We start from the raw sequence: 23971 nt of genomic DNA, 5'->3' as shown, positions 1-23971 counted from the left end.
ACCTTCCATGTCACTTCTTCGCCGCGCACTCCTTGTCCTGGTGGCCATCGCCATCACCACTCTTGGCCTCAGCTCGCCAGCTCTCGCCTACTCGCCGATCGACGTCTACAGCCCGAGCGGAGAGCAGTTTTCCTCGGGAGCCAGCGTCATCGTCGAAGGGTTCAATGAGGGCGACCCTTCCGAGATCGAGACCTACTGTGACAGTGGCGGGTGGAGCGGGGGCTTCGCCGTTCCGACCGGCAACTTCACTGTGAACCTCGGCTCGTTCGAGGGTCCGGAATGGTGCGAGATTCGGGACCGCAACACCGGCGATCGGCTCGCCACCTTCTCCGTGGCCGCGCCAGAGCCCGTCATGACGGTCTCAAATGCGTCGGTCAACGTCGCCAAGTTCTATCCCCTCGTTCGTGACGGCTACCGCGACAGCGTCAGGTTCAGCTGGCGCCAGGATGGCGACGAGCGGCCGACGATCGAGGTCGTGAACGCCGACGGCGTTTCCGTGCGCACCCTGCGTCCATGGGCATGGGCTGGGCGCAATGACTGGACTTGGAACGGGAAGAACGACAACGGCAACTTCGTTGCCAAGGGCAGCTATCGGATCCGGGTGGATGGCGGTTCCAACGTGGCCACCGCAAGAGTGACGCTCACCAGTGAAATCGTGACGCGCACCTTCACGAAGCGCAAGGAGGGCAACCAGGCCTCCTCGTTCCGCACTCGCGGGAACTGCTACGGCCAGCGGGACTCCTACTACGAGATCGCTTATCTGGACTGCTGGGGCGGACGCTTCGCCCGAGCCAACTATGGGATCTCGATTCCGGCCAATGCGTTCGACCTCACCGGCCGAGTCGACTTGCTCCAAAGTGACCTGGACCTGTGCTGCAGGGGGCGCATCACCAAGGGCTGGAAGCGGTCCAGCAGCCGGCGCGTGTCCTTCTGGGCGATGGTCACGAACTGGCGCGCCACCGAGGTCAACTTCGTCCGGGTGACCTACAAGGCCCGAGTTCGGATCTGAGGTCGGGGAACGCGAAGCATCGGAATCGCGCGCCGGCCGTCCGATTGCTGGCATGATCCCGCTGTGACCCCTGAGGAGCGTCTCCGCGAGTTGGCGGTCCGGCATGCGGCCTTCCGTTGGCTCGACGAACGGCGTGCCGCGGGCAAGGAGACCTTCAGCCAGGACGACACCAGCAACCTGACGCTGGCGGGTGAATCGGTCCGGTTGATGCCGACCCAGCAGGGGATCTGGAAGCCGGGTCAGCTCGGGGCGGCGCTCTCGATCCGGACCGTCTACCGTCCCGAGGGCTCCGAACGCCCCTACGACGACGCGGTCGGACTGGACGGGCTGTACCGCTACAAGATGCGCGGAACGGATCCCGATCACTATCAGAACCGTGCGTTGCGAGCCGCGATGCACGAGCGGCTTCCGCTGATCTGGTGGCTCGGCGTGCAAGGCGGTGGTTACAGCCCGCTCTACCCAATCTACCTCGTCGGGGAGGAACGCGCCGACCTTCAGTTCGTCGTCGACATCGATGCCGTGCCTCAGCCGGACATCGTCTGGCCGTCCGTCGAGCTCGAGTTGGAGCCGTCGTACCGCCAGCAGTTGACCAGGATGCGCCTGCACCAGCGGCCCTTCCGCGCGGCGGTGCTCCGGGCGTACCAGACCTCGTGCGCCGTCTGCTCCTTCCGCCACGGCGACCTGCTCGACGCCGCGCACATCCAGGAGGACGGTGCCGGCGGTCGGCCGGTCGTCACGAACGGTCTGACCCTCTGCAAGATGCACCATGCTGCCTACGACCGGAGGATCCTCGGCATCACCGGTGACTACGAGGTCCAGATCAACGCGCGGGTGCTGCACGAGGAGGACGGCCCGATGCTCCGGCACGGCATCCAAGAATTTCACGGCAAGCCGTTGATGGTGCTGCCGGAGCGGCGGACGGAGCGTCCCGATCGGCTGCTGCTGGACGAGCGCTTCCAGGCGTTCCTGGACGCGAGTTGACTCCCTCAAGGCGGGTGCTTGTGACGGGAGTAGAGAAGTTCACCTCACTGGGCTGCTCGCTGGGAAACCCCGCATAGGCCAATGGAACCGCCGACTTCACGCTTCTCGTGCATGTCCTCCTCGGCAACGACCGGGTCGGGCCACTCACAGCATCAGTCGGACTCGTCGGGGAGTTCTTCGATCTCGGCAGGCTCGAACTGCGCCGAGTCCTCCTCGGATTCCCCGCGATCCACGTCCCGCGGCACAGCCTTGCCCATCGCCTTCTCCACGAGCTGACACAGGCGCTCACGACGTGCAACGAAGAAGGCGTCGAAGTCGTCGGCCCGCAGTATCTGCGCGGGAACGAGATGCGCTTCAAGCAGGCCGTCAAGATGGTCGGGAGAGATCTGAGCCTTCTTCTCGATCAGCCGGAGGTACGCCGACGGCGCGCTGCCGCCGATCGTGCGATTGGTAACAGCCGAGACGGCGGTCTTGTTGACAATGCTCTCGCGGCGCTCAGCGTCGATGTCGTTCTGGCTAGACCACCGCCGGGGGAAAATGTGGTGGATGTCGACCGCCAAGTTGACGTACTGCACCTTGTCGAGCGCCTTGTCCTCCATCCAGTCCCGCGCCTGATTACCGAGGAGCAGTGCGTAGATGCCCTTATATGCCGCCGCCGACCTGGTGCGAAGCGAGTGCAACCTGGACTCGACGAAGGTGGCGTCGTTAACGGTGTTGGGCGTCGCCGAATTCGCCTCGCCCTGCGCCCATACCGGAACCTGCTCGAGGTCACGAACGAACCGAGTCTCGATCGCCCCGCCGTAGAGCTCACCGAGAATGCCGCACCAGAACCAGCGGACGAGCCTTTCACGAGGACCGAGCAGATCGGCACCCTGCCCCATCACCACCCGGATCGCGGCAAGCGGCACGAGCTGCTTCGGGTACGGCAAGAAGCGAGTGTCGAAGATGTGCCGGTCCGCCAGGAAGTCCGAAGCCCAGATGAACGCCTCCCGCAATGGACCCACCCATTCGAGGTAGTCGCCCAGGGCCAGCTTCAGGACATCCTCGCGTTTGGCGCTGACGGCAGGTGGCCGCGGTCCGGTGTGGGCAAGGTTGCGCTTGCGGGTGGCCAGCAGGGTGACAGCCTGCAGGAAGTCGGTGTTCTCCAGGTTTGCCAACACCGGATAGGGGGAGAACTTTGCCCGAGTCTCCATCCAGTCGTCATTGAGGCGGAAGTCGGTGCCGTGCTTGTCGAAGTATCCCTTGTCGCCGGCGAAGGTGGCGGTCAGCAACTCGAAGGCGTTCAGCGGCAGACCGCCGGTGTTGACCTTCTCGAAGACCGTGGCGACCGCGCTCTTGCTCGTCTCCTTGTCGAGCTCGATCGCGGGGATGTTGTAGGTCCCACTCGGGTTGATGATCGCTGTGTTGAACTCTTTGGCCAGTTCGCGGTCCTTGAAGTCGAAGAGCCACGACATTGCGTCTCCGAACAATAGCCGCACAGGGAACAGGCCTTCGGCCCGCTCCTTGTCCGGCGTCGAGACGTCTCGCACGATGCCTTTGCCGAAGTTGGTCCGCTCGATGCCGTCGGCCGGCAACGAGATGACGGCTTCGGATATCCGGTCCTCCCCCTCAAGGGCGACGGCGATATCGACGTAGTACCGGCGCTTCATCCGCTTGCCGCGACTGTCCATGGTGTCGACGACACCATCGCCGGTCAGTGCCTGGGTTAGCGACGTCAAACGCTGCTGTCCGTCTAGGAGCAACCACTCGGGGTGCGCTCCGTCAGGAACCTTGGTGCCCTCGACCGATCGCGGCTTGAACCGGATTTGATCGTTGCCGCTCTTGAGTAGCATCACCACGCCGAGCGGATGGCCGCGCAAGATCGTGACAAGCAATTGGCGGATTCGCTCGTCCTCCCACTTGTAGCCGCGTTGGTAGTCCGGCAGCTGGATCCTCCCGCTTGTGGTCCACTTCAGGTAGTCGCTCAACTCGTAGAGCGGTGTCTGGAATCCCATCAAGCCCCCTCCGTCTCCACCCAATCTTGGACCAGGGAGGCCGCATCGGGCACCGGAATGGGACAAGAGAAGGCGGCGCCCAGTCCTCGTCCCCACCATCCACCCGAGATCAGCACTTCAGAAGACGTTCAGCCCCCATGTCTTGGCGACTTTCTGCATGGCCGCGTTGGTCTGCCTGATCGGCGTCCGGACGAGTTCGCGCACCTCAGTGCCCTCGAACACAGCCCAGCACTCGTGATCGCCGAGACGCGACAAATACCTGATCCCGCTGTAGCGAAGGTTGCCGTCGGCATCCTGGGCCGCATATGCCCATGCGGCGACCGCCCGCGTCGCCAATCGGTTCGACCCGCGGATAACGCCTACGTCGATCACCGAGATCGACAGCGCGGCCATCTCACGCGCCACCGCCGTCGTCAAGTACTCGTGGGTCGCTTCGTGCTCGACGTCGAGGAACGGCAGGGAGTGGACCAGATCGAGTTCCACTTCCAATCGGCGGTCCCGCCAGTCGGCTGGCACGCCGCCGCAGATCATGAAGCCCGGGTCCTCGTCTTGAACCGCAGCACGCACCGCCGCGGAGGGCCGGAAACGAGCGAGAACCTCCGCGTAGCACCCGGCGGCCTCGGTAGCGCAGTAGAGGACGCCGCCGCCCGGCACGTCGAAGCGGTTGCCTGCCTTGGGTAGAGGAACGTCGGCGGGCGCGATCTGCGAGAAGCGCAGCGGCTGATCTGCCCGAGCGACCCGGTAAAGCCTCGGAGGCGACTCGACCTCGGCTGGGCCAAGACCGGTCCACGACCCCACGCGCTACCCCGCGTTGATGAAGGCGCGAGCAGCGGCCATGACATCGCGAGCTTCCCCGTCACGGATGGCCTCCGCCGGGGACTTGTCGTCCAGTTGAGGATTCATGCCCATGAACCACGCTCGCACTGTTGGCGACGCCTCGACCGACTGCACCAGCCGGAACACCTGATAGGCCGCCCGCAGCCGAGTCTCACTTTCGAACCGCGGCGCCCGCCCCGGCTCACTCAGCCAGCGACCGACAGTGCGGTGATCAGCGCCAACGGTCAGGGCAAGCAGACGAGCACCGAGGTGCTCGTTGAGAAACTCGATGATCTCGCGAAGCTCGACCGCCTGGTCGTGTGAGGCGGTCGTGCGCCGCGGCGGGGAAGTGGATTGTGTGACCATCGGACCATCCTTCCGTCACTGATCCGTCCCGAGAATGTACCTTAAACGTACGTGATTGCGGCGGAAACTCCCAACAGGCTCAACAACCGAGCGAGTGGAGCCTAGGGGACTCGAACCCCTAACCCTCTGCTTGCAAAGCAGATGCGCTACCAATTGCGCCAAGGCCCCTGGGGCCGGGTCAGGACCCGGCGGTGTTCGGGAAGCCGTCCGGCGAGGTGGAGGTCTGCGAGGACAGCGGGTCGGTGGCCTCGGCCCACAGCGCCTGCTCGTGCTTGCCCTCGTCGAGCTTCCGCTTCGCGACGACGGCACCGGCCGCGGCCAGGGCGAGCAACAGGACCTTCTTCATGCGTGCCTCCAGGTTCGGTTCGGTGCGCAGCGATGCTACAGCGCGGCGTACGGCGGCCCCAATCCCGCCGTACTCCTGGCGCCTTGTCGAGAACTCGGTCAGCCTGTTGAGTGATCTACCGCTCAACAAGCTGACCGAACTGTGCGTTACATCGGGCGGGGGCGGGCGGCGGCGCGCGGAGGGCCAGCAGGCAGGACGGCCAGGCGCTCAGGGAGCGGGTACGGCGGCCCGGCAGCCGTCGGACTTGCAGTTCTTCCGCTCCGCCAGCCAGCGCTGAAGGCGCGACTGCAGCGAGCCGGGGGCGGCGTCACGGTCGAAGACGTTCGTGCGCTGCCACGGGTCCTTGTCCAGGCGGTAGAACTCCCGCTCGCCGGTGTTGTAGGTGACCAGCACGCCATTGCCCCAGGCCACGCCGGAGTAGGCCCGCCCGATCCCGTCGACCGGGTAGCGCCTCCCGCCGGGCAGCTTCAGCGAGTGCGACTCCCCCTCCAGCAGGGTCGGCCGCTCGGTCAGGTAGCCCGACTGGCCGGCGACCTGCTGCAGCGCCGCGCCGTCCAGGCCGCGGCCGTCCGTGGTCTGCGCCGACTCCCCAGCGGCGCGCAGGATGGTCGGCACGATGTCGACCAGGCCGACCGACTTGCCCACCCGCACCTTCCGGGCGAAGCCGGGGCCGGCGACCAGCAGCGGGATCCGCGTGGACTCCTCGTAGGCCACCGCCTTGCCGGTCAGCTCGTGCTCGCCGAGCATGAAGCCGTTGTCGGAGGAGAAGATGAAGACGGTGTTGCCGAGCTCGCCCTGCGCCCGCACCTTCTCCACGGCGCGCCGCACCGTGTCGTTGACCGACTTCAGTGACATCGCGCGCCCCTTGGCCTCCGCCCAGGAGAACCCCTTCCGGTGAGTCGACGCGCGATAGCGCACCCACCGCGGCTTGTCGTCGACGTTCTCGAACACCGAGGGTCGCGGCTTGAACGCCGCGTTGCCGACCGTGCCGGCGTACTTCCTCTCCGGCAGCGGCGGCGCCCAGCCGTTGACGTCCGGCCCGAGCCGCGAGTGCGGAGCGAGCGAGTTGTACCAGATGAAGTACGGCGCCGTGCGGCTCGGAGCACCCCACCGGTCGATCATGTCCATCAGCAGCCGCCGCTGGTAGGTCTCGCGGTAGGAGTCCTCGCCGATGCGCTTGCCGTTGTACCAGAAGCGGTTGCGGCGGTAGTTGTACATCGCGTCGCGGGGTACGGCGAACCGGGTCCAGCCCGGCTGCCCGCCGTGGTGGTCGGGTGAGTACTCGTTGAGGTACTTCCCGAGGAACCCGGTGTGGTAGCCGCGCTTCTGCATCCACACCCCGAGGGTGTCCCGGACGTCGTTGTAGCGGCGGAACAGCCGGTAGCCGCCGGTCTCCCCGGCCCGGTTGCCGAAGACCCGGTTGTTGTGCGACAGCTCGCCGGTCAGCAGCGTCGCCCGCGCCGGGCAGCACAGTGGGTTGTTCGACCGCGCCTTGGTGAAGGTGACACCCCGGTCCCCGACCAGCGAGCGCACCGCCGGCAGGAAGCGCAGCTCGTCCAACCGCATGTCGTCGGCGAGGATCAAGATGATGTTGGGCCGGTCCGTGGCCCCGGCCGCCGCCTGTTGCTGCGCCGCCGCGGGCCCGGCGGTGGCGACGGCCGGCCGGACGGCGGCCGTCGCGGCCAGCGTCAGCAGCAGCGTGCTCACCAGCAGGATCGCGAGAGGACGCACTCGTCCCGTGAAGAACTCCCCCGTGCTCATGGACCTCATGGTGCTCCTCCAGGCAAGGGTTGTCACCCCCCGCGCGGTCGCGTCACCTCGGAACCGACGCCCGGCAGGCATCCCCGCGACAGTTCCGGTTCTCCGCCAGCCATCGAGCCATCCGCTGCTGCAGCGAGCTCGCGGGACGGTCCCGGTCGTAGATGTTGGTGAGCTGCCAGGGGTCCTTGTCGAGGCGGTAGAACTCCCTCTCCCCGGTGCGGTAGGTGACGTAGACGGCGTCGCGCCAGACCACGCCGGAGTAGGCCCGCCCGATCCCGTCCACCGGATAGCGCCGGCCGCCGGGCAGCTTCAGCATGTGCGCCTCGCCCTCGATCAGGGTGGGCCGCGCGGAGAGGTACCCCGACCGGCCAGCGAGGTCCTGCAACGCCGCACCGTCGAGCCCGTGCTGGGCGGTCGTGTCAGCCGGCTCCGCGGCGGCCCGAAGGATCGTCGGCACGACGTCGACGAGGCTGACGTCCTTGGTCACCGTCACCTTCCGGGCGAAGCCGGGGCCGGCGACCAGCAGCGGGATCCGGGTGGACTCCTCATAGCCCACCGCCTTCGCGTTGAGCTCGTGCTCGCCCAGCATGATCCCGTTGTCGGAGGAGAAGATGAACACCGTGTTGCCGAGCTCGCCCTGCGCCCGCACCTTCTCCACCGCGAGCCGCACCGTGTCGTCCACCGACTTCAGCGCCATCGCCCGCCCGCGGGCCTCGGCGTAGTGGAAGCCCTTGGCGCGTGTGGACGCCCGATAGCGCACCCACCTCGGCTTGTCGCGCACGTCCTCATAGACCGAGGGCCGCGGGGTGAAGGCGGCGTTGCGCACGGTGCCGGCGTACTTCCTCTCCGGCAGCGGCGGCGGCCACTTCCGCGTCGCGGGGTCATAGCGGTTGTGCGGGGCCAGGGAGTTGTACCAGACGAAGTACGGCGCCGGCCGGTCCGCCGTACCCCACCGGTCGATCATGTCCAGCAGCAGGCCGCGCTGGAACCGCTCGCGGTATCCGCTCCGGGCGACCGTCTGGCCGTTGATCCAGAACCGGTTGACGTCGTAGCGGTAGATCGTCGGGTTGGTGGGCACGGCGAACTCCGTCCACCCCGGCTGGTCGTGATCGCGGTCGACTTGGAACTCGTTGAGGTACTTGCCGAAGAAGCCCGTGCGGTAGCCCTGCCGCTGCAACCACACCGGGAGGGTGTCGCCGACGTCGTTGTACTGCTTGAAGACCTGGAATCCGCCGGCCTCGCTCGGCTTGTTGCCGAAGACCCGGTTGTTGTGCGACAGCTTCCCGGTCAGGATCGTCGCCCGCGCCGGGCAGCACAGCGGGTTGTTGGACCGGGCCCGGGTGAAGGTGACGCCCCGCCCGCCGACCAGCTTGCGCGTCGCGGGCATGAAGCGCAGGTCGTCGAGCCGCATGTCGTCGGTGAGGATGAAGATGATGTTCGGCCGTGAGTCGACGGCGGTCGTCTGCGCGGCGTCCTCGGCCCACGCCGAGGTGGTCACCACACTGGCGAGGGCGAGGAGGAGTACGGCGGCGACCGCCGCCGCGAGCGGGCGTCGTACTCCCTGGACCGGTCTCCCGAGCTTCATCGGCTCATCATGGCCCCATCGAGCCGCCCATGGGACGCTTTCGCTCAGGTTGATCGGTGGGCGCGCGCCCGCAACAGGAGCACCAGCACGAGCGGGACGATGATCCCGATCAGCGGCGGGATGCCCAGGCCGACCCGGTCCGAGAGCCACGCCGCGAGGCAGCCCAGGGCGTAGGCGCCCAGGCAGCGCCACTCGAACGGGACGAAGGAGTACGTCGCCCGGTCCGGCACCCCGTTGCGCCAGCGCACCCACCAGTCGCCGATGAGCACGCCGCCCAACGGCGGGATGAGGATGCCCAGCCACACCAGGTAGGTGATCAGGTTGTCGTAGATCCCGGTGACCGCCAGGAGGGCCCCGATCGCCACGCCGCCGACCACGAACGGCCGCTTCGAGGGCCAGTTCGTCAGCTCGGCGCCCGCGACGCTGAAGGCGTAGGCGGTGTTGTCGTTGGTCGTCCAGATGTTGCCGACCAGCAGCAGGACGCCCCACACGATCAGCCCGAGCTGGTAGAGCACGAGCACGAAGTCGGCCTCCCCGAACGCGATCGCGCCCACCGCGCCGAAGAACAGCATCAGCCCGTTGCCGACCAGGAAGGCCGCCAGCGCGGCGAAGAACGCCTGCCGCCCGCTGCGGGCGAAGCGGGTCCAGTTCGCCACCTGGCTGCCGCCGCTGACGAAGGTCCCGACGATCACCGTGATCGCCACCGCGATCGACATTGTCGACGTGGGCTCGACCGCCGCGAGCCCGCTCCAGCCGCCGACCTCGTCCAGCGACCGGATCGTCACCCAGACCGCGAGCACGAACATCAGCGGGACGCTCGTGGCCGAGAGCCAGAAGAGGCCGCGGAAGCCGACGTACGCCGTCGCGCCCATCACCACGGCGCCGACGAGCATCACCACCCGCGCGCCGGTATCGCCCCAGCCCGCCGCCTGCGCGACCAGGGTGCCGAGGGTGGCCACGCCGACGCCGTACCAGCCGACCTGGGTGAGCCCCAGCAGCAGCGAGGCGAGCTTCGACCCGGTCGTGCCGAGGGTGTAGCGGCACAGCATGACGGTGGTGAGGCGGGTACGGGCGCCGACGACGGCGAGGACGGCGACGTAGACCCCCAGCAGCAGGCTGCCGAGCAGCATCACCAGGAGGAAGTGGCGCAGGCTGAAGGCGGCGCCGACCTGGGCGCCGACCAGCATCGTCGGGGTGAAGAAGGTGAAGCCGAGCAGCACGATCGAGATCGACACCACGCCGCGCCACGCCGACGGCGGCACCGGATCGATCGGGTAGTCCGGGTCGACCGCGGCCTCCTCCGGCCGGCTGCTCATGCCTCCTCGCCGATGTCCTCGGCCCACAGCTCGGGCCGCTCGGTCATCATCTGCTCCATCAGGCCGCGGCACTCGGCGTCGTCGACCACGTCGACCTGCACGCCGTGCGAGCGCAGCCACTCCTCGGAGACGCCGAAGGAGCGGTTCTCCCCCACGACGATCCGCGGGATCTTGTAGAGCATCGCGGTGCCCGCGCACATCCAGCACGGGGAGAGGGTCGTGTAGAGGGTGGAGGAGCGGTACGTCGACGCCGGCAGCCGCCCGGCGTTCTCGATGCAGTCGGTCTCGCCGTGCCGGATGGCGCTGCCCTGCTGGATCCGTCGGTTGCGCCCGACCGCGAGCACCTCGCCGTCGCGCACCAGCGCGGCTCCGATCGGGATGCCGCCCTCCTCCCAGCCGATCCGCGCCTGCTCCACGGCCAGTGCCAGGTAGCGCCGGTCCTGCTCGTCCATCCCCGCCTCCTCCTCCGGCCCGCCCTGTTCCGACGGCCGCCGCTCGCGCGTAGTCTCCGTGATCTCACCACATCCGGGAGGGACCCGATGACCGTAGGACTGCCCGAGGACGGCCTGCCCGAGGCCGTTCCCTCGTTCCGTGCCCACTTCACCGACCCGATCTACGACTCCGAGGACGAGGAGCTGGCGCCCTTCGGCAGCAACGAGGGGTGGGAGCTGGTCTCCTCGTGGGCGCGTCGTCCCGACGAGCTCGGCCCGGACAGCACGATCGCGACCGTGCTCGACGTGGACCCCGGCGACGTCCGCGAGATCGAGGGCCCGATGGAGGGCACCGACGGCCTGCAGACCGCCAGCGCGATCCGCGGCGCCGCGTTCACCCTGCTCCGCCTGGCCGGCCACCTCGGCGAGGAGGACCGCTCCCTCGCCCTGGACGTCATCGACTTCGAGCTCGCCACCATGGACTGGCTGACCGAGGGGGAGCGGCAGCCGCTGCTCACCCAGCGCGCCGACCTGGCGAGCTGGGCCGACCCCGCCTGAGGTTCGCGGCAGGCGGGCGCCTGGGCCCCGGGGCCGCCGTACTCGGGGGCGCCGTACCCGGGCCGGCTTGTCGAGAACTTGGTCAGCCTGTCGAGCGCCGTACCGCTCAACAAGCTGACCGAACTGTGCGTTACATGGCCTGGGACGAGGAGTGCGGGTTCGATTGGACTTTGGACCGGAGATCATCGACGTGATCATCCACTTGTGGGCCCGTTGGGTAGGGCAGCCTCTCCAGCGAGTGCGGGCCAAGTGGCTGATGCCCCGAGGTCGCATCATGTGCGTCCTGTCCTCGCCGAGTCGCGCGGATCTGCTGTCCTCGCCGGACCTGCCCAGGATTCCCATCACCTCGTTGGCCGGTACGGCGGATATCTCGAACAACAGAATCTCGTTGCAGGGAAGTACGTTCTGGGTCACGGATATCGTCCAGCCAGGGAGGTCCGGTCCGGCGGACAGATTGGACGACGGCGATCTGTTGTTCGGCCCGCCGAGCCGCATCTTCACCCTTCACGTCGGGGGAGGAACCGTGAAACTGACCGTGCTGGCCTGGCAGGCCAAGTGGGCCGTCACAACGCTGGGCTTCACCTACAGAGCCTGATCTACAGCCCGGCGGGGACGCCGTACCCGGGCCGGCTTGTCGAGAACTTGGTCAGCCTGTCGAGCGCCGTACCGCTCAACAAGCTGACCGAACTGTGCGTTACATGGGCCGGGAGCGGGTACGGCGACCCCGGAGACGCCGCGAGCCCGGCCCCAGAACGGGGCCGGGCTCGGCTGCTCGGTGGGCCTAACAGGACTTGAACCTGTGACCTCTTCCTTATCAGGGAAGCGCTCTAACCGTCTGAGCTATAGGCCCGCGATGCCGCCTGGCGGCGACGAGTGAGATTACCCCAACGACAGCGGGCGGGACCAATCGGCGCGGGCCCCGGCCGGCGTCACTCCACGTCCTCCGCCAGGGTGACCTCGATGCCGCCCAGGAGGGCGGCGGCCATGTTGTAGAGGAACGCGCTGAGGGTGGCGATCGCGGTGAGGAGTACGACGTCCAGCGCGGCCACCAGCAGGGTGAACCCGAGCACCCGGGAGGTGCCGATGTAGTCCTGCACGTCGAAGGTCGACGCGGATTCCGCACCCAGCACCGACTGCACCGTGGAGTTGATCGACTCCCACACGCCGGCGGCGGAGAGCACCGACCAGACCATGAAGACCGCGACCACCATCACGATCGCGAAGGCGATCGAGAGCAGGAAGGACGTCTTCATCACCGACCAGGGGTCGACCCGGGTCAGGCGCAGCCGCGCGCGGCGCGGGCCCCGCGAGGGCCGCCGCGAGGAGCCCGAGCCGGGCGCGGCGTTGGCGCTGTGCTCGTCGGCGGCCCGCTTGAGCGTCGACTTGGCCCGGTCGGTGGTCGACTTGGCCCGCTCGCTGAGCGACGGCTTGTCCGACGCCTGGCTCTTCTCCGCGGTGCGGTCGGTCATCGTCAGGTTCACTCTCCGGAGTCGGTCGGGTCGCCTTCGATTGTTGCATCATCACCCGCGTCGGGCGATTCCGCGGCCTCCGGCGGCGTCGTACCCTCGCCCGCCTCGTCGGCGGGCACGTCCGCCGGCACCTCGGCGGCGTCCTCCGGGGCATCCTCGGCCGGCTCCTCGCGCGCCTCCACCGACCGGGCCACGACGGCCACCGCGTCGCCCTTCTTCGGGTTCACGAACCGCACACCCATCGTGGAGCGCCCGGTCGGCCGGAAGTCGGCGTTGATCGGGCTGCGCACGACCTGGCCGCTCTGGGTGATGGAGAGGATCTCGTCGCCCTCCTCCACGATGAACGCGCCGACCAGGCCGCCGCGGTCCTCGTTCGACAGGCTCATCGCCTTGATCCCCAGGCCGCCGCGGGACTGGAGGCGGTACTCGTTGATCCGGGACCGCTTGGCATACCCGCCGTCGGTCATCGTGAAGACGTACTGCTCCTGCACGCCCGGCAGGTCGCCGGCCTCGATCTCCTCGGCGTCCACGCCCTCGTCGGCCAGCCTCGCCTCGGCGGCCTCCTCGGCCTCCACCTGCTCGGCGCGGATCACCGACAGGGACAGCAGCGAGTCGCCGTCGCGGAACTTCATCCCCGACACACCCGAGGTCGCGCGGCCCATCGGCCGCAGCTGGGAGTCGTCGGCCTTGAAGCGGATCGACTGCCCGTTGCGCGAGACCAGCAGGATGTCGTCCTCGGCGTTGACCAGCTCGGCGCCGATCAGCTCGTCGTCCTCCTCGCGGAAGTTGATCGCGATGACGCCGGCCTGCCGCGGGGAGTTGTAGTCGCCGAGCCGGGTCTTCTTCACCAGGCCGTTCTTCGTCGCCAGGACGAGGTACGGCGCCTGCTCGTAGTCGCGGATCGCCAGCACCTGCGCGATCCCCTCGTCGGGCTGGAAGCTCAACAGCCCCGCCACGTGCCCGCCCTTGGCGTCCCGGGACGCCTCAGGGAGGTTGTAGGCCTTGGTGCGGTAGACCCGCCCGGCGGTGGTGAAGAACAGCAGCCAGTGGTGGTTGGTCGTGGCGATGAAGTGCTGCACCACGTCGTCGCCGCGCAGCGCCGCGCCGCGCACGCCCTTGCCGCCGCGCTTCTGCACCCGGTAGGCCTGCCGCTGAGTCCGCTTGGCGTAGCCGCCGCGGGTGATGGAGACGACCAGCTCCTCGTCGGGGATCAGGTCCTCCATGGACAGGTCGCCGTCGGCGGCGATGATCTGGGTACGGCGGTCGTCGCCGTACTTGTCGACGATCTCGCCGAGCTCGTCGATCACGATCTGCCGCTGCCGCGACTCGTTGGCGAGGATGTCCTCGAGGTCGGCGATGATCCGCTCCAGCTCAGCGAGCCGGTCGATGATCTTCTGCCGCTCCAGGGCCGCCAGCCGCCGCAGCTGCATCTCCAGGATCGCGTTGGCCTGGAGCTCGTCGATGTCGAGCAGCTCGATCAGGCCGGTGCGCGCCTGGTCCACGTCCGGGCTGTTGCGGATCAGCGCGATGACCTCGTCCAGCGCGTCCAGCGCCTTGACCAGGCCGCGCTGGATGTGCGCGTCCTCCTCGGCCTTGCGCAGCCGGAAGCGGGTGCGCCGCTGGATCACGTCGATCTGGTGGGCCACCCAGTTGCTGATGAACTGGTCGATCGAGAGCGTCCGCGGGACGCCGTCGACCAGCGCCAGCATGTTGGCGGAGAAGTTGGTCTGCAGCTCGGTGTGCTTGAACAGGTTGTTCAGCACCACCCGGGCGACCGCGTCCCGCTTGAGCACGACCACCAGCTGCTGGCCGGTGCGGGAGGAGGAGTTGTCCTTGACGTCGGCGATCCCCTGGACCTTGCCGGAGTCGGCCAGCTCGGCGATCTTCAGCGCGAGGTTGTCCGGGTTGACCATGTAGGGCAGCTGGGAGATGACCAGCTGCACCCGGCCCTTGCCGTCCTCGTCGATGTCGACGACCGCGCGCTGGGTGATCGACCCGCGGCCGGTGCGGTAGGCCTGCTCGATGCCCTGGCGGCCGACGATCAGCGCGCCCATCGGGAAGTCGGGGCCCTTGATCCGCTCGACCAGCGCGTCCTGGAGCTCCTCGCGCTCGGCGTCGGGGTTCTCCAGCGCCCAGATCGCCCCCTCGGCCACCTCGCGCAGGTTGTGCGGCGGGATGTTGGTGGCCATGCCGACCGCGATGCCGGCCGAGCCGTTGACCAGCAGGTTCGGGAACCGCGCCGGCAGGATGGTGGGCTCGGAGGAGCGGCCGTCGTAGTTCGGCTGGAAGTCGACGGTGTCCTGCTCGATGTCGCGGACCATCTCCATGGCCAGCGGCGCCATCCGGCACTCGGTGTAGCGCATCGCCGCGGCGGGGTCGTTGCCCGCCGAGCCGAAGTTGCCCTGCCCGTTGATCAGCGGGGCCCGCATCACCCACGGCTGCGCGAGCCGGACCAGGGTGTCGTAGATCGCGGAGTCGCCGTGCGGGTGGTAGTTACCCATCACCTCGCCGACCACGCGCGCGCACTTGGAGTAGCCCGACGTCGGCCGGTAGCCGCCGTCGAACATCGCATAGAGCACGCGGCGGTGCACCGGCTTCAACCCGTCGCGTACGTCGGGCAGCGCGCGGCCGACGATGACCGCCATCGCGTAGTCGATGTAGCTGCGCTGCATCGAGGCCTGCAGGTCGATCGGCTCGATCCGGCCGCCGCCCCCGCCGTCCCCGGTCAGGTTGCCCGTCGTCTCAGTCATATCTCTCTCTTGCGCTCTCTAGCGAATCTCTTAGAGTTCTTCAGACAGTGGTAGTGGTCGAGCCCCACGTCCGTGGTCAAGCCACCTTCGGTGGTCGAGCCCCGCCTTCGGTGGTCGAGCCTGTCGAGACCACCTCAGATGTCCAGGAACCTGACGTCCTTGGCGTTGCGCTGGATGAACGACCGCCGCTGCTCGACGTCCTCGCCCATCAGGATCGAGAAGATCTCGTCGGCCTGCGCGGCGTCCTCCAGGGTCACCTGCAGCAGGATCCGCGAGGTGGGGTTCATGGTCGTCTCCCACAGCTCGTCGGCGTTCATCTCGCCCAGGCCCTTGTAGCGCTGGACCGGGTTCTCCTTGGGCAGCTTCTTGCCCTGGGCGGCGCCGTCCTTGAGCAGCGCGTCCCGCTCCGCGTCGGAGTAGACGAACTCGTGCTCGTGCGGCTTGGTCCACCGGATCCGGTACAGCGGCGGCTGGGCCATGTAGACGTACCCGTGCTCGATCAGCGGCTTCATGAAGCGGAACAGCAGGGTCAGCAGCAGCGTGTTGATGTGGTGGCCGTCGACGTCGGCGTCGGCCATCAGCACGATCTTGTGGTAGCGCAGCTTGTCCAGGTTGAACTCGTCGTGGATGCCGGTCCCCAGCGCGGAGATGATCGCCTGGACCTCGGTGTTGGCCAGCACCTTGTCGATCCGGGCCTTCTCGACGTTGAGGATCTTGCCGCGGATCGGCAGGATCGCCTGGATCCGGGAGTCCCGGCCCTGCTTGGCCGAGCCGCCCGCGGAGTCGCCCTCGACGATGAAGACCTCGCACTCCTCCGGCTTGGTCGACTGGCAGTCGGCCAGCTTGCCGGGCAGGGTGCCGTTGCCGAGCAGGCCCTTGCGGTTGCGGGCCAGGTCGCGCGCCTTCCGCGCGGCGAGCCGCGCCTGGGCGGCGGCCTGGGCCTTGCGGATGATCTCCCGTCCCTCGGCGGGGTTCTGCTCGAACCAGGCGCCGAGCCGGTCGTTGACCACCCGCTGGGTGAAGCCCTTGGCCTCGGTGTTGCCGAGCTTGGACTTGGTCTGGCCCTCGAACTGCGGCTCGGCGAGCTTGATCGAGATGATCGCGGTGAGGCCCTCGCGGATGTCGTCGCCGGAGACCCGGTCCTCCTTCTTCTTCACCAGGCCCCACTCCTCGCCCCAGTGATTGACCAGGGAGGTGAGCGCGGCGCGGAAGCCCTCCTCGTGGGTGCCGCCCTCGACGGTGTTGATCGCGTTGGCGAAGGTGTGGACCGACTCCTGGAAGGTGGTGTTCCACTGCATCGCGACCTCGAGCGCGAGCTCGTTGTCGCCGACCTTCTCCTCGGCCTCGAAGGCGATCACCGTCGGGTTCGCCACGTCCTTGCGGCGGTTGAGGTGCTCGACGTAGTCGACCAGGCCGCGGTCGTACTTGAAGATCCGCTCCAGGCCCGCGTCGGTCTTGGTGATCTTGTCCGAGGTCGCCTGGTCCACCGAGTCGTCGATGGTGCCGTCGCCGATCGCCTCGGCGAGCTCGTCGGCGGACTCCCGCTCGTCGCGGACCACGATCTCCAGCCCCTTGTTGAGGAAGGCCATCTCGCGCAGCCGCGAGGTGATCGTCTCCAGGGAGTACTGCGTGGTCTCGAAGATCTCCGGGCTGGCCCACCAGGTGACGATGGTGCCGGTGCCCTCGCCGTCCTCGAGCGGGCGGACCTGCTCTAGCGGCCCGTCGGGCACGCCGAGGGTGAAGGCCTGACGCCACAGGTGGCCGCGGTTCTTCACCTCGACCACCAGGTGGCTGGAGAGCGCGTTGACCACCGAGACGCCCACGCCGTGCAGTCCGCCGGACACCTTGTAGCCGCCGCCGCCGAACTTGCCGCCGGCGTGCAGCACGGTCAGCGCCAGCGTCACCGCGGGCAGCTCCTGCCCGGGCGCGGTGTCGGTGGGGATGCCGCGGCCGTTGTCCTCCACGCGGACCGCGCCGTCGGCGGTCAGGGTGAGCACGATCCGGTCGGCGAAGCCGGCCATCCGCTCGTCCACGCCGTTGTCGACGATCTCCCACACCAGGTGGTGCAGGCCGCGCTCGCCGGTGGAGCCGATGTACATGCCCGGCCGCTTGCGCACGGCCTCCAGGCCCTCGAGGACCTGGATCGCGGAGGCGTCGTACTCCCCCACCTCGTTGCCGAGGACCTTCTCGATCTGCTCGACCTGCTCGGCCTGGCTGGGCTGGTCAGGCTGGTTGGGCTGATCCTGTGGCTGGTCCTGCTCGCTCACGCACACCTCTTCCACCGATGCCCCAGGGTTGGGGTCCTCACATGCGAAAGGTCGCGGCTGGGAGGCCTGCGACCTGGTGTCCATGATACCGGCCTGAGGGCCGGATTCCACGCTCCCTCCACAGCGAATGAGGGGTTCAGCGCCAAAAATTGGCCCTGAGGACACCAGAACGGCCCCGAGGAGCGCCGGACAGGGGGTCGGACAGGTACGGATACCGCCGCCGAGCCGCTGGAGCGCCCTGTGGGAGGGCCGGTCGGGTCACCCGTAGGTGTCCCGCGGGCCGCGGCCGTCGCGGACGCTCAGCCGGCCCTTCTTCCAGCTCGGGCCGTGCGGGCCGAGCACCTCGAGGAAGGTGACCGTGCCGTGCCCGAGCTCCTCGTTCAGCGTCTTGACCACCTGCGGGGCGAGCAGCCGCAGCTGGGTCGCCCACGCGGTGGAGTCGGTGCGGACCACGAGCCGGCCGTCGGCGAAGGTCTCGGGGTGCGAGTGCGCGCCGACCTGGGCGCCGACCAGCTCGCCCCACCGGCCGAAGACCGCGTGCACCCGCAGGTCCAGGTCCCACCCGTGGTCGGCGACCAGCCGGTCCATCGTGGTCTCCAACAGCTGCGGGTCCCGCTCGTCGGGATGTGCGCCGGAGATCCGGCCGCGAGGCACGCGCCCGTCCCCCGCCCGGGGAGTACGGCGCCTCCGCCGCCGTGGCGCCGGGCCGCCGCTGGCCTCGGTCGCCCGGGTGATGTCACGGGCCAGGTCGAGCCCGGCGTCGTCGTGCTCCGCCTCCGGCGCCCTGAGCTCCTCGGGCGCCTCGGGCTCGAGCCCGTCACCCGGCTCCGGCGGCTCACCCGTCACGACGTACCTCCCCGCCCTCGACGCGGTAGCGGACCCCGGAGAGCACCTCGGGCACGTCGCCGTCGACCGCGGCCGTGACCAGCACCTGCTCGGCGTCGGCGACCAGCGCCGCGAGCTGGTCGCGCCGGGTGGTGTCCAGCTCGGCGAAGACGTCGTCGAGGATCAGGATCGGGTCGTCGCCGTCGGCGCGCAGCAGGTCGTAGGACGCCAGCCGCAGCGCGAGGGCGAACGACCAGGACTCCCCGTGCGAGGCATACCCCTTCACCGGCAGCGCCAGGTCGCCAGAGCCCAGCGTGCAGAGCAGGTCGTCGCGGTGCGGCCCGACCAGCGTCACGCCGCGGTCCAGCTCGTCGTCGCGGCGACGCTCCAGCTCGGCGAGGATCAGCCCGGCCAGCTCGTCGCGGTCCTGCGGGGCCGGCTCCCCCTCCGGGGCGAGCGGGAAGGAGGAGCGGTAGGCGATCCGGGCGTCGTCGCGGGAGGCGCCGCGGGCGACGGTCTCATAGGCCTTCCCGACGTACGGCGCCAGCGCGTCGACCAGCGCGAGCCGGGCGGCCAGCAGCTCCGCGCCCGTGCGCGCCAGGTGGTCGTTCCACACCGCCAGCGTGGAGAGCGCCGCCTCCTGGCTCGACGAGCCGCGCCGGGCCGCGCCGGCGGTGCGCAGCAGCGAGTTGCGCTGCTTGAGGATCCGGTCGTAGTCGCTGCGGACGCCGGCCATCCGCGGGGCGCGCAGCACCAGCAGGTCGTCGAGGAAGCGCCGCCGCTCCGAGGGGTCGCCCTTGACCAGGGCCAGGTCCTCGGGCGAGAACAGCACGGTCCGGACCAGGCCGAGCAGCTCCCGCGCCCGCGGCAGCGGGGACCGGTTCACCTTGGCCCGGTTCGACGCCCCCGGCAGCAGCTCCACCTCCAAGGTGGCGGTGCGGCCGTCGCGCACCACCGCGGCCCGCACCAGCGACCGGTCCGCACCCGCACGCACCAGCGGCGCCTCGGAGCCGACGCGGTGCGAGGAGAGGCGGGAGAGGTAGTCGATCGCCTCGACCAGGTTGGTCTTGCCCTGCCCGTTGCGGCCGATGAACGCGGTGGCGCCCGGACCCAACTCGACCTCGGCGGAGGCGTAGGAGCGGAAGTCGACGAGCGTCAGGTGCGCGACGTACAGCTCAGGACCCTCCGCCGCCGGGGGTGCTGCCGCTCGCCGCGCCACCCTCGGCCGCACCGCCGCCGGCCGCGTCGCCGCCCGGAGGGGCCGAGGTCTTCATCGCGTGGCCGCCGAACTGGTTGCGCATCGCCGCGACCGCCTTCATCGCGGGGCTGTCGTCCTGCCGGGAGATGAACCGGGCGTAGAGCGCCGCGGTAATGGCCGGCGTCGCGACCGCGTTGTCGATGCCGGCCTCGACGGTCCACCGGCCCTCGCCGGAGTCCTCGGCGTATCCGGCGATCTCGGACAGGCCGGGGTCCTCCTCCAGCGCCGCGACCAGCAGGTCGAGCAGCCAGGAGCGGATCACCGTGCCCTCGCGCCAGGACTCGAAGACCGCGGTCACGTTGTCGACCAGGTCGACCTTCTCCAGCAGCTCCCAGCCCTCGGCGTAGGCCTGCATGATGGCGTACTCGATGCCGTTGTGGACCATCTTGGCGAAGTGGCCGGCGCCGGGCTTCTTGCCCGCGTGCACCGAGCCGAACTCGCCCTCCGGCTTGAGCGCGTCGAAGGCCTCCTGCACCTTGGCCACGTTCTCGTCGGAGCCGCCGTACATCAGCGCGTAGCCGTTCTCCAGGCCCCAGACGCCGCCGGAGACGCCGCAGTCGACGTAGCCGATGCCCTTCTCGGCCAGCAGCTCGGCGTTCTTCTCGTCGTCGGTCCAGCGGGAGTTGCCGCCGTCGACGACGACGTCGCCCTCGCCGAGCAGGCCGGAGAGCTCGCGCACCGTCTCCCGGGTCGGGTCGCCGGCCGGCACCATCACCCACACCACCTTGGGGCTGGGCAGGGCGTCGACCAGCTCCTGCAGGGAGCCGACGTCGCTGACGTCGGGGTTGCGGTCATAGCCGGTGACCTCGACGCCGTGGTCGCGCAGGCGGGTGCGCATGTTGCCGCCCATCTTGCCCAGGCCGATGAGTCCGATGTGCATGCTCGGTGTTCTCCCTCGCTCGCGGTGACGTCGTCTCGTGGTCAGTGTGCACCCTCGTCGGGACGGCCGACAGGGGCGGCGGTGCGCGGACCCGTCCCGGGCGTCAGGACAGCAGGCGCCGCGGCATCAGCAGGTAGCGGAAGCCCGGGTCCTGGCCGTCCTCGCCGGCCGCGCCCTGGATCACCACCGGCTTGGAGGCCTGGGTGAAGGCGAGCTCCACCACCGCCTCGTCGATCGCGCCGAGCCCGTCGAGCAGGAACTGCGGGTTGAAGCCGGTGGTGATGTCCTCGCCGTCGATGTCGGCCTCGACCGACTCGCTGGCCTGGGCCTCGTCGCCGGAGCCGGCGTCGAGGGTGAGCACGCCGTCGCCGAAGGCGAGCTGCACCGCGGTGTTGCGCTCGGCCACCAGGCTGACCCGCTTGACCGACTCGATCAGCGCCGCCTTGTCGATCTTGGCGGTGGTGAGGTTCTCCGGCGGGAAGAGGGCGCGCACCTTGGGGAACTCGCCGTCCAGCAGCCGGGTGGTGGTACGGCGGACCCCGCCCGGCGCGTTGCCCTCGAAGCCGATGATCCCCTCGCCGGCGCCCCCGCGGGAGAGCGCGATGGTGACCTCCGAGCCGGCGGTCAGCGACTTCGCCGTGTCGCCGAGCACCCGCGCGGGCACCAGGGCCGCGATCGACTCGTCGGGGGTGTGGGGGCTCCAGTCGAGCTCGCGCAGGGCGAGCCGGAACCGGTCGGTGGCCAGCAGGCTGATGCTCGAGCCGTCGATCTCGAGGCGGACGCCGGTGAGCACCGGGAGCATGTCGTCGCGCCCGGCGGCGGTGACCGCCTGGGCGACCGCGTGGGAGAACTCGTCGCTGCGCACCGTGCCGGCCGCCTCGGGCATCTCCGGCAGCGAGGGGTAGTCCTCCACCGGCATGGTCTGCAGGCTGAACCGCGCGGCGCCACAGGTCAGGCTGACCCGGGAGCCGTCGAGCACCATCTCGACCGGCTTGGCCGGGAGGCTGCGGCAGATGTCGGCCAGCAGGCGGCCGCTGACCAGCGCCGTGCCCTCGTCGCTCACCTGCGCGTTGAGCGTCGCCCGCGCCGAGGTCTCGTAGTCGAAGGTGGACAGCACCAGGCCGTCGTCGCTCGCCTCGATCAGCAGGCCGGCGAGGACCGGGGTGGACGGGCGGACCGGCAGGCTGCGGGCAGCCCAGGCCACGGCATCGGCGAGCACGTCGCGCTCGACACTGAACTTCACGGTATGAGCCTGTCCTTCTCATCAGGTGCGTCCGGGGGCGCAATCCTGCCACGAGCCGGGGGACAGCGGGGAGGCAGAGCCCGGGTTGTCCCCAGATCGGGGCCCGGTCGGGTCTTGTGATTCGTCCGCAGTGGTTCTGGGTGAGTAGTGGTCATAGGAGCTGTGGACACTGTGGAGAACTCGCATCCGCGCAGGTCGTCGCGCTGAGACGCCGTCCACAGGGGGTGTGCAGTCCGCTGTGCGTCCACCGACGGGCGGTGTGGATCGAGCGTCGGTGAATGACAAGATCCGCAGGTCTCCCACAGCCCGTGTGGAGGACCGGCCGGGTCGGTGCACACGTCGGCCCACATCTTGCAGCCGTGTAGTTCGGGGCCGGTCTCCCGGTGTCCCGGGGCGCTGGTTTGGCCGGCGCTGAGTACGGCGGCGGGGCGCGGCCGGCTCAGGCGTGGCGGGCCTGCATCTTGATCCGGTTGGTGAGCTCGCTGACCTGGTTGAACACCGAGCGCCGCTCGGCCAGCAGCTGGTTGATCTTGCGGTCGGCGTACATCACCGTCGTGTGGTCGCGGCCGCCGAACTGCTGGCCGATCTTGGGCAGCGAGAGCTGGGTGAGCTCGCGGCACAGGTACATCGCGATCTGTCGGCCCTGCACGAGGTGGCGGCCGCGGGAGGGGCCGGTGAGGTCCTCGATCGAGACGCCGAAGTAGGCCGCGGTCTGGGCGATGATCAGGCCGGGGGTGATCTCCGGCTCGGCGCCCTCGGGGATCAGGTCCTTGAGCACGATCTCGGCCAGGGTGAGGTCGACCGGCTGCTTGTTGAGGTTGGCGAACGCGGTGACCCGGATCAGCGCGCCCTCGAGCTCGCGGATGTTGGTCTGGATCTTCGAGGCGATGAACTCCAGCACGTCGGCCGGCGCGGTGAGGCCCTCCATCGCGGCCTTCTTGCGCAGGATCGCGATCCGGGTCTCCAGGTCCGGCGGCTGGACGTCGGTGACCAGGCCCCACTCGAAGCGGTTGCGCAGCCGGTCCTCGATGTCGTCGAGCCGCTTGGGGGCGCGGTCGGAGGTCAGCACGATCTGCTTGTTGGCGTTGTGCAGCGTGTTGAAGGTGTGGAAGAACTCCTCCTGGGTCTGGATCTTGCCCTCGAGGAACTGGATGTCGTCGATGAGGAGTACGTCGACATCGCGGTAGCGCCGCTTGAAGCGGTCCTGCCGGTCGTCGCGGATCGCGTTGATGAACTCGTTGGTGAACTCCTCCGAGCTCACATAGCGCACGCGCGCGCCGGAGTAGAGGCTGCGCACATAGTGGCCGATCGCGTGCAGCAGGTGGGTCTTGCCCAGGCCGGAGTCGCCGTAGATGAGCAGCGGGTTGTAGGAGCGGCCCGGCGCCTCGGCGACCGCGACCGCCGCCGCGTGCGGGAACCGGTTGGAGGAGCCGATGACGAAGCTCTCGAAGACGTACTTCGGGTTCAGCCGGGTCTCCCCGCTCGGCGTCACCCCGGTGCGCTCGCCCTGCGCCGCGTCGACCGCGGGGGCGGGGGGCAGCGGCTCGGCCGGGGCGGGGCCCTGGGTGTCGAGCGGACGGGTCGGTCGATCTGTCGACACATCGACCTGCTGGTCGGGGTGCGTGGTCGGCGCGCGCTGCTCCAGGTCGGCGTCGATGGTGACCGCGAGCCGGATCTCCCGGCCGAAGGCCTCGGAGAGGGCGTCCTCGACCTGACCGCGCAGCCTGCCCTCGAGCTGGTTGCGGGTGAAGTCGTTGGGGACGGCGATGATCGCGGTGGTCTCGTGCAGCGTGACCGGCTCGGAGGTGGTCAGCCAGACCCGCTGGGGCGCCTGGAGGTCGGCGACCACCGCGTTCCAGACGTCGCCGAGATCCACGTCGTCCTCCACCGGCTCCTCCGTCACTCTGCCGCCCCGGCCGTCGTCCACACCTTTGTCCACAAGCTGTGTAGCACGCTCCGCACTTGTGGAGAAACCTTCGCACACGCCTTCCGCGACCGGCGACTCGGGGAGTGTTGTCGCAGGTCAGGACGGGTTTGGTGGCGAGAGTCGGCCCCGGGGTGCCGGCCCCGGGCAACGGCCGCTCGCCGTCCCGTCGGTGCGGGAGGTGCCGCCGAA

At 69.2% G+C, this 23971-nt stretch carries 20 protein-coding genes and 2 tRNA genes; 4 read left to right on the top strand and 18 right to left on the bottom strand.

Annotated features, from left to right (window positions below; genetic code table 11):
• Positions 1 to 40: 40 nt before the first annotated feature.
• The gene (locus tag K8W59_RS00110; RefSeq protein WP_223396756.1) at positions 41 to 1009 is read left to right on the top strand and encodes a FlgD immunoglobulin-like domain containing protein; all 969 of its coding nucleotides are present in this window, start codon (positions 41 to 43) and stop codon (positions 1007 to 1009) included.
• 63 nt (positions 1010 to 1072) lie between these two features.
• The gene (locus K8W59_RS00105; protein ID WP_223396755.1) at positions 1073 to 1990 is read left to right on the top strand and encodes an HNH endonuclease; all 918 of its coding nucleotides are present in this window, start codon (positions 1073 to 1075) and stop codon (positions 1988 to 1990) included.
• A 152-nt stretch (positions 1991 to 2142) separates the two neighbouring features.
• On the opposite strand, the gene K8W59_RS00100 is transcribed toward K8W59_RS00105, so the two are convergent.
• The 9 genes from K8W59_RS00100 to K8W59_RS00060 form a co-directional block, all read right to left on the bottom strand.
• Entirely contained in the window at positions 2143 to 3984 is a 1842-nt protein-coding gene (locus tag K8W59_RS00100; RefSeq protein ID WP_223396754.1) for a GmrSD restriction endonuclease domain-containing protein, read from the bottom strand.
• Between the two features lie 117 nt (positions 3985 to 4101).
• The gene (locus K8W59_RS00095) at positions 4102 to 4782 is read right to left on the bottom strand and encodes an RES domain-containing protein (RefSeq protein WP_223396753.1); all 681 of its coding nucleotides are present in this window, start codon (positions 4780 to 4782) and stop codon (positions 4102 to 4104) included.
• Between the two features lie 3 nt (positions 4783 to 4785).
• Positions 4786 to 5166 (bottom strand): hypothetical protein, encoded by a 381-nt coding sequence (locus K8W59_RS00090; protein ID WP_223396752.1) that lies wholly within the window; start codon positions 5164 to 5166, stop codon positions 4786 to 4788.
• A 95-nt stretch (positions 5167 to 5261) separates the two neighbouring features.
• Positions 5262 to 5334, bottom strand: a tRNA-Ala gene (locus K8W59_RS00085).
• Between the two features lie 10 nt (positions 5335 to 5344).
• Positions 5345 to 5512 carry a DLW-39 family protein gene (locus K8W59_RS00080; RefSeq protein WP_223396751.1) on the bottom strand — a complete coding sequence of 56 codons (168 nt, stop codon included), beginning with the start codon at positions 5510 to 5512 and terminating at the stop codon, positions 5345 to 5347.
• A 207-nt stretch (positions 5513 to 5719) separates the two neighbouring features.
• Positions 5720 to 7273, bottom strand: a complete 1554-nt coding sequence (locus K8W59_RS00075; RefSeq protein ID WP_223396750.1) for a sulfatase-like hydrolase/transferase — start codon at positions 7271 to 7273, stop codon at positions 5720 to 5722.
• 52 nt (positions 7274 to 7325) lie between these two features.
• The gene (locus K8W59_RS00070) at positions 7326 to 8858 is read right to left on the bottom strand and encodes a sulfatase family protein (protein ID WP_223396749.1); all 1533 of its coding nucleotides are present in this window, start codon (positions 8856 to 8858) and stop codon (positions 7326 to 7328) included.
• Positions 8859 to 8902: 44 nt separating this feature from the next.
• Entirely contained in the window at positions 8903 to 10174 is a 1272-nt protein-coding gene (gene codB, locus K8W59_RS00065; protein WP_223396748.1) for a cytosine permease, read from the bottom strand.
• Positions 10171 to 10626: a nucleoside deaminase gene (locus tag K8W59_RS00060; protein ID WP_223396747.1), complete on the bottom strand. Its 456-nt coding sequence runs from the start codon at positions 10624 to 10626 to the stop codon at positions 10171 to 10173. Before K8W59_RS00060 ends, codB begins: the two co-directional genes overlap by 4 nt.
• An 87-nt stretch (positions 10627 to 10713) precedes the next feature.
• Between K8W59_RS00060 and K8W59_RS00055 the strand changes: the two genes are divergently transcribed.
• Complete coding sequence (locus K8W59_RS00055; protein ID WP_223396746.1) at positions 10714 to 11163, top strand: hypothetical protein; 450 nt, start codon at positions 10714 to 10716, stop codon at positions 11161 to 11163.
• Positions 11164 to 11437: 274 nt separating this feature from the next.
• Positions 11438 to 11758 (top strand): hypothetical protein, encoded by a 321-nt coding sequence (locus tag K8W59_RS00050; protein WP_223396745.1) that lies wholly within the window; start codon positions 11438 to 11440, stop codon positions 11756 to 11758.
• Between the two features lie 181 nt (positions 11759 to 11939).
• Here K8W59_RS00050 and K8W59_RS00045 read toward each other — a convergent pair.
• The 9 genes from K8W59_RS00045 to dnaA form a co-directional block, all read right to left on the bottom strand.
• Positions 11940 to 12013 (bottom strand) — tRNA-Ile (locus K8W59_RS00045).
• Between the two features lie 79 nt (positions 12014 to 12092).
• Positions 12093 to 12632, bottom strand: coding sequence for a DUF3566 domain-containing protein (locus K8W59_RS00040; protein ID WP_223396744.1), 540 nt, complete (start codon positions 12630 to 12632; stop codon positions 12093 to 12095).
• An 8-nt stretch (positions 12633 to 12640) separates the two neighbouring features.
• Positions 12641 to 15304: a DNA gyrase subunit A gene (gyrA, locus tag K8W59_RS00035; RefSeq protein WP_449866987.1), complete on the bottom strand. Its 2664-nt coding sequence runs from the start codon at positions 15302 to 15304 to the stop codon at positions 12641 to 12643.
• A 212-nt stretch (positions 15305 to 15516) separates the two neighbouring features.
• A complete protein-coding gene (gene gyrB, locus K8W59_RS00030) occupies positions 15517 to 17550 on the bottom strand; it encodes a DNA topoisomerase (ATP-hydrolyzing) subunit B (protein WP_317846335.1) in 2034 nt (677 codons plus the stop codon).
• A 357-nt stretch (positions 17551 to 17907) separates the two neighbouring features.
• Complete coding sequence (locus tag K8W59_RS00025) at positions 17908 to 18495, bottom strand: DUF721 domain-containing protein (RefSeq protein ID WP_223396742.1); 588 nt, start codon at positions 18493 to 18495, stop codon at positions 17908 to 17910.
• A complete protein-coding gene (recF, locus tag K8W59_RS00020; RefSeq protein ID WP_223399989.1) occupies positions 18485 to 19648 on the bottom strand; it encodes a DNA replication/repair protein RecF in 1164 nt (387 codons plus the stop codon). The genes K8W59_RS00025 and recF overlap by 11 nt, the downstream gene beginning before the upstream one ends.
• A 1-nt stretch (position 19649) precedes the next feature.
• Positions 19650 to 20657 carry a phosphogluconate dehydrogenase (NAD(+)-dependent, decarboxylating) gene (gnd, locus tag K8W59_RS00015; protein WP_397196050.1) on the bottom strand — a complete coding sequence of 336 codons (1008 nt, stop codon included), beginning with the start codon at positions 20655 to 20657 and terminating at the stop codon, positions 19650 to 19652.
• A gap of 58 nt (positions 20658 to 20715) precedes the next feature.
• Positions 20716 to 21855 (bottom strand): DNA polymerase III subunit beta, encoded by a 1140-nt coding sequence (gene dnaN / locus K8W59_RS00010; RefSeq protein ID WP_223396740.1) that lies wholly within the window; start codon positions 21853 to 21855, stop codon positions 20716 to 20718.
• A 439-nt stretch (positions 21856 to 22294) separates the two neighbouring features.
• Complete coding sequence (gene dnaA, locus K8W59_RS00005) at positions 22295 to 23758, bottom strand: chromosomal replication initiator protein DnaA (RefSeq protein WP_397195933.1); 1464 nt, start codon at positions 23756 to 23758, stop codon at positions 22295 to 22297.
• Between the last annotated feature and the right edge of the window lie 213 nt (positions 23759 to 23971).

Source organism: Nocardioides rotundus, assembly GCF_019931675.1.
GTDB classification, from domain to species: domain Bacteria; phylum Actinomycetota; class Actinomycetes; order Propionibacteriales; family Nocardioidaceae; genus Nocardioides; species Nocardioides rotundus.
Note: the sequence above shows the minus strand (reverse complement) of the source record. Positions and strands in the feature narration are given on the sequence as shown.

Excerpts from the sequence above, each read along its gene's own strand:
- gyrA (WP_449866987.1), bottom strand. The coding sequence starts at position 15,304 with ATGCAGCGCAGCTACATCGACTACGCGATGGCGGTCATCGTCGGCCGC.
- K8W59_RS00040 (WP_223396744.1), bottom strand. The coding sequence starts at position 12,632 with ATGACCGACCGCACCGCGGAGAAGAGCCAGGCGTCGGACAAGCCGTCG.
- K8W59_RS00080 (WP_223396751.1), bottom strand. The coding sequence starts at position 5,512 with ATGAAGAAGGTCCTGTTGCTCGCCCTGGCCGCGGCCGGTGCCGTCGTC.
- codB (WP_223396748.1), bottom strand. The coding sequence starts at position 10,174 with ATGAGCAGCCGGCCGGAGGAGGCCGCGGTCGACCCGGACTACCCGATC.
- K8W59_RS00100 (WP_223396754.1), bottom strand. The coding sequence starts at position 3,984 with ATGGGATTCCAGACACCGCTCTACGAGTTGAGCGACTACCTGAAGTGG.
- K8W59_RS00090 (WP_223396752.1), bottom strand. The coding sequence starts at position 5,166 with ATGGTCACACAATCCACTTCCCCGCCGCGGCGCACGACCGCCTCACAC.
- K8W59_RS00060 (WP_223396747.1), bottom strand. The coding sequence starts at position 10,626 with ATGGACGAGCAGGACCGGCGCTACCTGGCACTGGCCGTGGAGCAGGCG.
- K8W59_RS00050 (WP_223396745.1), top strand. The coding sequence starts at position 11,438 with ATGTGCGTCCTGTCCTCGCCGAGTCGCGCGGATCTGCTGTCCTCGCCG.
- K8W59_RS00070 (WP_223396749.1), bottom strand. The coding sequence starts at position 8,858 with ATGAAGCTCGGGAGACCGGTCCAGGGAGTACGACGCCCGCTCGCGGCG.
- K8W59_RS00075 (WP_223396750.1), bottom strand. The coding sequence starts at position 7,273 with ATGAGCACGGGGGAGTTCTTCACGGGACGAGTGCGTCCTCTCGCGATC.
- K8W59_RS00055 (WP_223396746.1), top strand. The coding sequence starts at position 10,714 with ATGACCGTAGGACTGCCCGAGGACGGCCTGCCCGAGGCCGTTCCCTCG.